The sequence below is a fragment of the Marinobacter sp. Hex_13 genome, assembly GCF_001566815.1.
Classification (GTDB): Bacteria; Pseudomonadota; Gammaproteobacteria; order Pseudomonadales; family Oleiphilaceae; genus Marinobacter; species Marinobacter salarius.
In genome coordinates this window covers 109583-119570 of sequence record NZ_LSMM01000060.1, presented here as the reverse complement: position 1 = coordinate 119570, position 9988 = coordinate 109583, and the positions used below count along the sequence as shown (strand labels likewise).

The window sequence follows — 9988 nt, the reverse complement described above, 5'->3', positions numbered from 1 at the left end:
CCGCTATCTGGCAGAACTCTATGGTTGCTCCGGTCCGTGTGTGTTGCCGGTACCCATGATGAATATCATCAACGGCGGTGCCCATGCAGACAATACCGTTGATCTTCAGGAATTCATGATCCAGCCGGTCGGAGCGCCCAGCTATAGCGAGGCATTGCGAATGGGTGTCGAAACCTTCCATGCACTGAAGTCATTGCTGACCGAGAAAGGCCTTTCCACCGCCATTGGTGACGAAGGCGGTTTCGCGCCGGATCTGCGCTCCAGCGAAGAGGCGTTGGATCTTATCCTGGAAGCGGTCGTCAGGGCGGGTTATCGGCCGGGCACGGATATCGTGCTGGCTCTGGACTGTGCCGCGTCCGAGTTCTATCGCGATGGCCGCTACGAGTTGTCCGGAGCCGGAGCAAGCTTTGACTCCGCTGGCTTTGCCGATTATCTGCTGTCGCTGGCGATGCAGTACCCCATCGCGTCCATCGAGGACGGTATGGATGAGGACGACTGGGATGGCTGGAAGCTGCTGACCGAAAAGCTGGGGGAGCGGGTGCAACTGGTAGGGGATGACCTGTTCGTGACCAATGCGTCACTGATCGCGGATGGCGTGCGGAAGGACATCGCCAATTCGGTTTTGATCAAGTTCAACCAGATAGGCACCCTCACGGAAACCTTTGAAGCCATTGGAACGGCACAGGATGCTGGCTACACCGCGGTTATATCCCATCGCAGTGGTGAAACCGAGGATACGTTTATTGCCGATCTGGCAGTGGCAACCAGAGCAGGTCAGATCAAGACTGGTTCCCTCTGCCGCTCTGACCGTGTCGCCAAGTATAACCGGTTGCTTCGTATCGAGCAGGACCTTGGCGCCCACGCTTTCTATCCCGGTGTTGGAGCCATTCGCTGTGCCCTGGATACCTGACACGTCGATACGAGGAATCACAGGAGACAAACCATGAGAAAACCCATTCTGATTGCGAACTGGAAAATGAACGGCAGCCTGCACTCCAACCAGGCGTTGCTTGTGCGGATGCTGGCAAAGCTCCGCCCCTTTCGCAAAACCATTGATATGGCCATTTGCCCGCCGTTTCCCTATCTGTTCCAGGTGCGGGACCTGCTCGGGTACACCGGCATTGCACTCGGGGCGCAGAATGCCAGCCGTGCGACGTCCGGTGCACACACCGGGGAAGTAAGCGCCACCATGTTGCATGAAATGGGGTGCCGTTACGTATTGGTCGGGCATTCGGAGCGACGCGCGCTTTACCACGAGTCCGACGATGATGTTGCTGCCCGGTTTCAGCAGGTGCTCTCCGCGGGGCTGATACCGGTGATGTGTGTTGGCGAAACGTTGGAAGAGCGGGAGCAGGGGTGGACGATGAAGGTCGTTCAGCGACAGCTGCAGATGGTGATTGACCAATGCGGCATGTCCGGCCTGGCTGGCAGCATCGTTGCCTATGAACCGGTCTGGGCTATTGGCACCGGCAGGACCGCTACCCCGGAGCAGGTGGCGGACACCCACCGGGCTATCCGCCAGTTTCTGGAAAACTGTGAGACAGGCGCAGGGCAGTCCGTGCGCATTGTTTATGGTGGCAGTGTGAAAGCGGCCAACGCGGCAGCTCTGTTCTCGTCACCCGAAGTGGATGGCGGCCTGATCGGCGGGGCGTCCCTGCAGGCTGACGAGTTTTCAAACATTGGCGCGGCGCTGGCAAACACGGTTAACCCTGTGACATCGACGCTCACCTAGAGGTTGAGCGGCTGTCCGGCTTCCTTGCGTCTGGCTTCCCATTCCTGCCGGGTCTGGGCGGCCTCATCGCCGGGCATTGAGTCGATGATCTCGAAGTAGTCAGCCGAGTACTCGTCTTCCATGATCTGATTGCGGGGCTTAACCCTCACAACGTAGACCGTCTGGATGTTCTGGTGGTCGAAGTCGCGCCAGTACTGCTCGTCCTTCAGGAAAGTGTACCGGTGGCCTTCCAGGGCTCGAATAAGCTGGCGTGTGTCCGTGGTACCGGTCCTTTCCACGGCATCCTTGTACTGGTAGACGATGCTGTAGGCAGAGGCCGCCGCGGTGGAGGGGCGCATCTCGTAGCGGCTTGAGAAGGCCTCTACGAATTCCTTACCGCGGGCGTAGTTGTACTGGTAGGGAACGCTCCACACCCAGGGCGATCCGCCAACGACACCTTCCATAATGGTCGGGCCTACCTGGCGGGCCATGCCGAGCGTGAGGTTGGGTACCACCACCTGCATTTTCTTCGTCAAACCCATTTCGTAGGCGACGTTCAGCGCACGCACCATGTCGTCGCCAAACAACACCATCATCAGGACCTTCGCGCCACTTTGTTCCGCCTGTTCCAGAGCCTGGCGAAAATCCGTAATTAACGCGCGAGGGAAGGGTGTCTTAACGCCCTTGTGAGCGTCGGTGTTTTCGGTATTGGTGAATTTCCGGACCGATTTCTCTACCGACCAGCCCCAGGTGTAGTCTGCCGTGATGTAAAAGTATTCGTCGCCGGCATGCTGGGTATTGAGATATTGGCTCAGTACCTTCGCCGTCATCCAGGCATTATAGGGTTCGCGAAACATGTGACTGTGGCCGGCGGCGCCGGTGGTGGCGTTGGAGTAGGTCAGGGTTCCGAAGTAGATGCGGTTTCGGTCCCTTGCAGCTCTGCCGGAGGCAATGGCTACTGCGCTGGAAACGCCACCGAATACCATTTGCACCCCTTCGCGGTCGATCAGCTCAGCGGTGTTTTTGGCGCCCTTGTCCGGTTCGCCGGAGGTGTTGCGTATCACCAGTTCCACTTCGCGGCCCATGATGCCGCCGGCCTTGTTGATTTCATCGACGGCCAGGAAGGCGCCCAGGCGTTGTTGCAGGCCCTGGTCCTTGTAGCGGCCGGTCTGCGGGTAGTTGAGCCCGATTTTCAGGGTTTCCGCTGCAACGGGAGCCGTCGCCAGCAGGGTCAGTAACAAAGAGAGAAGCAGCTTCTTGCAGAGCATTGGCACAGGCCTCCTTGGTCGCGCCGGGCCGGTAACGCGGGCCCTGATATTGTTGTTGTGGATCAGGACCAGTGTCGCGGCTCTCTGCAAAAGCAACAATCGGACGAAGGTGGAAGTTGTGTAACGAATTGTCAGGCGTTGACGGACGTCACAACGCACTTCCGGGTCAGGCAACTGCGGTATTGCGAACCGATTCCAGAAGCCGGTACCAGAGGCCCCGTGGCATAGGGCTTCGAGCGCCATTGAGCGCTGAGTGAATACGCTCGGGATTCATGGAGCCCAGCACGGGTATGGGCGTTCCGGGAATCTGTCGTAACCAGGCGATAGCCAGGCCGGTGTCATCCAGACCGGTTTCTTCCCGAGCCTCTTCCATCAGCTCTGCCGGGATTCGGTCCGCCAGGCCACCACCACCCAGCGGAGACCACGCCAACCAGCGCAGTCCATCCGCAAGATGAGCTTCAAGGGTGCCATCGAACAACGGATCGGTGTGGAGCAGGGATAACTGGCTTTGATTGCACACCAGCGGTAGCTCGGTGTTCCGGGCCAGCCATCGCCATTGCTCGGGCAGGAAGTTGGAGACGCCGATCTGGCGAATCTTACCCGCGGACACCGCCGCTTCCAGCACTCGCGCGACGTCCTCGGCCTGCATCAACGGATCAGGACGGTGAATCAGAAAGGTGTCAATCTGTTCTACCGCCAGTGAGGCGATGGCCTTGTTGATCGCGTTCTCCACATAATCCGCTTCGGCCCGGTAGTGTTTTACCCGCCACTGCGAGGTGTCCCGGTCGGCCGGAACAATGCCGGTTTTGGTGATCACCTGCAGGTTTTGGGCCAGGGCCGGGTGAGCACGTAATGCATCCCCGAACAGCCGTTCACACTCGCCACCACCGTAGATGTCGGCATGATCGAACACGTTCAGGCCGTCATCCAGCCGCGCGGCAATCCAGTCCGCAAGCCGGGCCGGTTGCGTGAGGCTGGGATGGTCATGGAGCCGCATCATTCCCAGAATCAGGGGTGTTTCCGGTGTGAATCCTGCTGTTTGGGTGTTTTGCACGATTACTCCTTGCCGAAGGCGATCACCACCCGGTCGTCGCCGTGGGTTCTTGAAAAGACGTAGGGTTTGGTACTGAGTTGTTTGTGTTCCCCGGCACCAATTGCCGGGTGACGTGCCCGGAACTGGCCCAGCTTTGTCCAGTGGGACAGGACCGGCTGTGCCGTGCCATTTTCGATGTCGGCCCAGTTCATGTCCGAACGGGTGCCCTGGTGGCCGTCAGAACCCGTGGGCCCGAAAGCGCGGCCGGATTCGTCTCCGTAGAATATCTGACTGGTGCCTGGTGTAAACAGCAAGGCGGCGGCGACCCGCTTCTGCATCGCCGGTTTGTTTTCGGCAATGCGGCTGAACAGCTGGGTGTCGTGGGATGAGATATAGCTCATGACGTTGAAGGGTTTGTCGCCGTGCATCTTGTCGGAATACTCGCTGTAGATGGGCTCCATGGCGGGCAGGCAAGCTGCACCGGCCTGGGCTTCCTCCTGCAGGTCAAAGTTGATGACGGCGTCGAATCCGGCATCAAAGTAGCTGCTTCGGGTCACGGTATGGGGGAATACCTCCGCGACCATCCAGAATTCCTCCGCTGGCAACGGCTGGCCGGGATTATTGGCGCGATAGGTGTCCAGTGCATTCTGAGCTTTGGTTTTCAGTTGTTTCCAGGCTTCCGGCTCCACGTGCTTGGCGGTGTCCACCCGGAAACCATCAACACCGAACTCGCGCACCCAATCGGTCAGCCAGGTGACCAGATAATCCCGGGCGGTGGCGTCTTCAAGCTGTGTGGCGCGGGTGTTTTCCTTGTTCTGCAGGAAAATGGGCAGGTCCACTGCCTGGGTGGATTCCGTCTTGAAATCCGGCAGGAAGGCGAGGGAGCCCCGTACCGGATCAATGGAGGCTTTGGGCGGCGTGTCGTAGTCGCCGATGCCGGCGCGAACCCAGTCCTTGCCCCACCAGTTGGCCCAGCCCGGATGATCGTAGTCGATCAACGCATGGTAGGCGTGGAAGTTCTCCCAGGATTCCGGTCGCCAGTCGCCCCATTGTTCGGGCAGGTGCTTTTCGAAGCCTTCGCGCAGCCCGCCAACGTTGAAGGTCTGCATATCCTGAAGGGTGGCGTAGCCCGGGTGGTTCATAACCACGTCCATAACCACGCGGATGCCGCGGGCATGGGCTTCTTCCACCAGGGTGCGGAATTCCTCGCGGGTGCCGAAGTTGGCGTCAGGGCGGGTGAAGTCCAGAGCGTAATAGCCATGGTACCCATAGTGTTGGAAGTCCCCCTGGTCACCACCGCCAACCCAGCCATGAATCTGCTCGAACGGTGGGGTGACCCAGACAGCATTGACGCCGAGATCCTTCAGGTAGTCCAGCTTCTGTGTCAGGCCAGCAAAGTCCCCGCCGTGGAAGGTGCCGATTTCATCCATGCCGTCGGGCTTGCGACCGTAGTTCAGGTCGTTGTCGGTGCGGCCGTTGGCAAAGCGATCTGTCACGGTAAAGTAGACGGTCGCACCCGCCCAGGTGAAGCTCTGCTCCGGAGCGTCGACGGCTTCCAGCAGTAACAGGCCTTCGGCGTCCGAGGCCGGGGTGAGTGTGACCTGGCCATTTATCACCTGTGCCTTGTTGCCACTGTAGTAGTCTCGCACCCAGTCGCCGTCTTTGAAGGCATTGCCGACGGTAACGGTCATCTCTGCCTGGGTGGCGGTGCACATCCCGCCGGTTGAAACAGCGCGGTTGTCCGAGGGTGGGGCGGCGGTCTCGAACTGGCCACCGGCGCAGCCGGCAAGCGAGAGGCACGTCACAAGGCTGGCGGTAAACCTGATTTTTTTCGGGGTCTGGCTCATGCAATGGGCTCCGGTTCCATTTATTGTTGTGGTTATCCAATCAAACCAGACCTGAACGGTGGGTGGTAGACGGAATTCACTACGCCTCACTACTCCCCCGTTCTACGCCTCAGGGAATGAAATCAGGGCTGATGCCAGCAACAGCAAATTGCAACACAGTTCGGTTACTCGCAATAAAAAGATTTGCGTTCAGCCCGCCCGGCCAACCTCGTGTCAGGGCGGACAACAAGAATAAGGCAGGAACAAGCAGAGGAAACACCTGATGAATCGTCGAACTTTTATCCGTAGTTCACTCGCAGCTTCCATTGTTGCAGCAACCTTTGGCATGTCCGCACCGGCTCACGCCGAGATCGAGGAAGGCAAGCTCCTGGTCTGGATCAATGGCGACAAAGGCTATGATGGCCTGCAGGAAGTGGGTGACTGGTTTACCGAGGAAACCGGCATCCCCGTTGAAGTGGCTCATCCAGACAGCGCCACTGACAAGTTCCAGCAATCCGCCGCCACGGGCAATGGCCCGGACATCTTTATCTGGGCCCATGACCGTTTCGGCGAATGGGCGCAAAGCGGCATCATTTCCGAGGTCAAGCCGTCACAGCGTGTTATCGACGAGAACTTCGATTTCACCTGGGATGCTGTGACCGTCGATGGCAAGATGTACGGTTACCCCATGGCCGTCGAGTCCATTGGTCTGATCTACAACAAGGATCTGGTGCCCGAGCCGCCAACCGCCTTCGAGGACATTCCCGCCATTCACAAACAACTGGCGGAAGATGGCAAGCGCGCCATCCTCTGGGACTACAACAACACCTATTTCACCTGGCCAATGATTGCCGCGGCCGGCGGCTATATTTTCGCCCAGAACGAAGACGGCAGCTACGACGTCAAGGACACTGGCGTGAACAACGAAGGTGCCATGAAGGGCGCCAACATGCTCACAACCCTGATTGAAGAAGGCGTGATGCCTCGCGGTGCGGATTACAGCGCCATGGAGTCCAGCTTCAACAAGGGCGAAACCGCAATGATGATCAACGGCCCATGGGCCTGGGGTAACCTGGAGAAGAGCGACATTGACTTTGGCGTTGCCAAGTTGCCCACCGTCGATGGCCAGCCCAGCAAACCCATGGTTGGCGTGATGGCGGCGACTCTCAACACGGCCAGCCCCAATAAGGACCTGGCGGTAGAGTTCCTTGAGAACTATGCGCTGTCCGTCAAAGGCCTGAAAATGGTGAACAACGATGTTCCCCTGGGAGCCGTGGCCAACAAGGAATTTATGGACGAACTGTCGTCCAACCCGAATATTGCGGCGACGTTTGAAAACGCCCAGTTGGGTGAACCCATGCCGAGTGTGCCTGCCATGGGCGCTTTCTGGTCCTCCATGGGGCCGGCTCTGCAGAACATCACATCTGGAAGACAGCCCGTTGAGGACGCCCTGAACTCAGCAGCACAGCGCATTACCCGGTAATGCCCCTGATGGGAGTGCCGTCGGCCGCCGTGCCGATGGTTCTCCCAGCCGTGCTGACCTGTTGTTGTAAACCTGCCCTCGCCAGACGTTGGCGACGGCTTTAAACGGGCTGACTACAATGATAACGGAAACCCTGTCCTCCCCCGGAACCGAAAGCAGACTTCCAATGACCCGAATAATTCTAAAGTGGGGTGCCCTGGCCGCATTGGTAGGCATGGCGCTCTACCTGATACTGGCATTGTATGCCCAGCAGGAGTTCGTGTTCGCGATGCTGTTCCTGGTGCTGACGGCATCGGCGGTGTTTGTGTTCGTGAACAAGAAACTCTACGCCCATCGCTACATTTTCCCCGCAGTAGCCGGTATGGGGGTGTTTGTTATTTTCCCGCTGATGTACACGGTTGGTATTGGCTTTACCAACTACAGTGCCAGCAACCTGCTGAGTTTTGAGCAGGTGAAGGACAACCTGATGGACCGGACCTACCAGTCCGATTCCGTCCGCTATAACTATGAGCTTTTCAACACCGATGCCGGTTATGTGATCTACCTTGAGGGTAAGCACCAGAACCTGGTTTCGGCTCCGCTGGCGCTGGACGGTTCCGACACCAGCGCGCCGGTCTTACCCGCTTCGGATAAGCCGGCTGGCGAGCCGCTGGCCATTCGCGACATTATCCAGTTGCGATCGGAACTGTCGGAGCTGGACCTGCTGACCGAAGACGGGCGCGAGCTGAGCATGGCCAGCCTGCGTGCCTTTGCGGCCATCAACGCCCAGTTCACGTTGCACGACAACGGCAGCATCACCAACAACCAGACGGACGTGACCTACTTTCCGGACCACGACACCGGCTTCTACCGCAGTGCGGAAGGTCAGACACTGTCGCCGGGGTGGACCGTGAACATCGGCTGGGACAACTACCTGAAGGTGGTGTCCGACCCGAGCATTCGCGGGCCGTTCTTTGAGATCTTCGTATGGACGCTGTCCTTTGCCGTGGCAACCGTGGTGTTCACCCTGGCGCTCGGGCTGTTGCTGGCGAACCTCCTGCAGTGGGACCAGATTCGCGGAAAGGGCTTCTACCGCACCATGCTGATCCTGCCCTATGCGGTACCGGCGTTTATCTCGATCCTGGTGTTCAAGGGCCTGTTCAACCAGAACTTCGGTGAGATCAATCTGGTACTGGAAGGCCTGTTCGGAATGCGGCCTGACTGGTTCAGTGACCCGGCGCTGGCGCGAACCATGATCCTGATCGTTAACACCTGGTTGGGCTACCCCTACATGATGTTGCTCTGCATGGGCTTACTGCAGGCGATACCGAGGGATCTCTACGAGGCCTCCGCGATGGACGGGGCAGGGCCGGTGAACAACCTGTTCAATGTCACCCTGCCGCTGATCATCAAGCCATTGATGCCGCTGTTGATCGCAAGCTTTGCGTTCAACTTCAATAACTTCGTCCTGATTGCGCTATTGACCGGTGGCGCGCCCGATATTATCGGCGCAAGCACACCTGCGGGCACCACAGACCTGTTGGTGAGCTACACCTACCGCATCGCGTTCCAGGATTCCGGACAGAACTTTGGCCTGGCGGCTGCGATTGCCACAGCCATCTTCCTGGTGGTTGGCGCCCTGTCGCTGATCAACCTGAAACTGTCCAAAGTCAAAGTGTAAGGAGCTACCCATGGCAATGGTTCAACCCCGCTCCACCAAGTATCGCGTTCTGGCGTCCCATCTCGGGATGCTGGGCTTTATCGTGATCATCCTGTTCCCGCTGCTGATGGTGATCTCCATCTCCTTCCGCAGCGGTAACTTTGCAGCCGGCAGCCTGCTGCCGGAGAACCCTTCGCTGGAACACTGGTACCTGGCGCTGGGCATTCCCTACACCGGGGAGGACGGCACGGTCACCCAGCCGCCGTTCCCGGTATTGTTGTGGCTGTGGAACTCCATCAAGATCGCAGTGATCTCCTCGGTGATGATCCTGGCTCTCTCGACCACCAGTGCCTACGCCTTCGCCCGCATGCGTTTTGCAGGCAAAGGCTTTGTGCTCAAGTCGATGCTGATCTTCCAGATGTTCCCGCCGGTGCTGTCTCTGGTGGCGCTGTATGCCCTGTTTGACCAGATAGGCAACCATGTGAGCTGGTTGGGGCTGAACACCCACGGTGCTGTGATCGTGGCCTCGCTCGGCGGTATGGCCTTGCATATCTGGACCATCAAGGGCTACTTCGATTCCATTGACCGCTCCCTGGAAGAAGCCGCCATCGTGGATGGGGCAACCACGTGGCAGGCGTTCCGCTACATCCTGCTGCCGTTGTCGGTACCGATCCTGGTGGTGGTGTTCATCCTGGCCTTCATCATGACCATCATGGAATACCCGATGGCATCCGTGTTGCTGGTGGACACCGACAAGCTGACCCTGGCGGTCGGCGCGCAGCAGTACCTGTACGAGCAGAATTACCTGTGGGGCGATTTTGCCGCTGCTGCGGTGCTCTCCGGGCTGCCCATCACGCTGATCTTCCTGTACTGCCAGAAATGGATTGTTGGTGGGCTGACAGCCGGCGGCGTCAAGGGTTGATGCCGCTGGACTGAATTGAACGTTCTCCTACGCCGCCACGGAGGATCCCGGGCGGCCCTTCCGCGAGAAATGCGTCTTCCTTTTCCGCACTTCGCGACCCGGTCAG

8 protein-coding genes are annotated in these 9988 nt (G+C 58.8%); 5 read left to right on the top strand and 3 right to left on the bottom strand.

What is annotated here, in order from left to right; translation table 11 throughout:
• A partial coding sequence (gene eno, locus AXW11_RS15600; protein ID WP_286792458.1) for a phosphopyruvate hydratase occupies positions 1-910 on the top strand: 910 nt, incomplete at its 5' end.
• A gap of 33 nt (positions 911-943) precedes the next feature.
• Complete coding sequence (tpiA, locus tag AXW11_RS15595; RefSeq protein WP_091641394.1) at positions 944-1732, top strand: triose-phosphate isomerase; 789 nt, start codon at positions 944-946, stop codon at positions 1730-1732.
• On the opposite strand, the gene AXW11_RS15590 is transcribed toward tpiA, so the two are convergent.
• From AXW11_RS15590 to AXW11_RS15580, 3 genes are all read right to left on the bottom strand, one after another.
• Positions 1729-2979 carry a substrate-binding protein gene (locus tag AXW11_RS15590; protein WP_091641391.1) on the bottom strand — a complete coding sequence of 417 codons (1251 nt, stop codon included), beginning with the start codon at positions 2977-2979 and terminating at the stop codon, positions 1729-1731. The genes tpiA and AXW11_RS15590 overlap by 4 nt on opposite strands.
• Positions 2980-3145: 166 nt before the next feature.
• On the bottom strand, positions 3146-4033 hold the full coding sequence (locus AXW11_RS15585; protein WP_227517897.1) for an aldo/keto reductase: 888 nt from the start codon (positions 4031-4033) through the stop codon (positions 3146-3148).
• 2 nt (positions 4034-4035) lie between these two features.
• Positions 4036-5859, bottom strand: coding sequence for an alpha-amylase (locus AXW11_RS15580; RefSeq protein WP_091641388.1), 1824 nt, complete (start codon positions 5857-5859; stop codon positions 4036-4038).
• A 262-nt stretch (positions 5860-6121) separates the two neighbouring features.
• Between AXW11_RS15580 and malE the strand changes: the two genes are divergently transcribed.
• The 3 genes from malE (at position 6122) to malG (ending at position 9882) form a co-directional block, all read left to right on the top strand.
• The gene (malE, locus tag AXW11_RS15575; RefSeq protein ID WP_036205157.1) at positions 6122-7321 is read left to right on the top strand and encodes a maltose/maltodextrin ABC transporter substrate-binding protein MalE; all 1200 of its coding nucleotides are present in this window, start codon (positions 6122-6124) and stop codon (positions 7319-7321) included.
• 166 nt (positions 7322-7487) lie between these two features.
• A complete protein-coding gene (gene malF / locus AXW11_RS15570) occupies positions 7488-8981 on the top strand; it encodes a maltose ABC transporter permease MalF (RefSeq protein WP_082040585.1) in 1494 nt (497 codons plus the stop codon).
• Positions 8982-8991: 10 nt separating this feature from the next.
• The gene (gene malG / locus AXW11_RS15565) at positions 8992-9882 is read left to right on the top strand and encodes a maltose ABC transporter permease MalG (RefSeq protein ID WP_041335489.1); all 891 of its coding nucleotides are present in this window, start codon (positions 8992-8994) and stop codon (positions 9880-9882) included.
• Positions 9883-9988 lie beyond the last annotated feature (106 nt).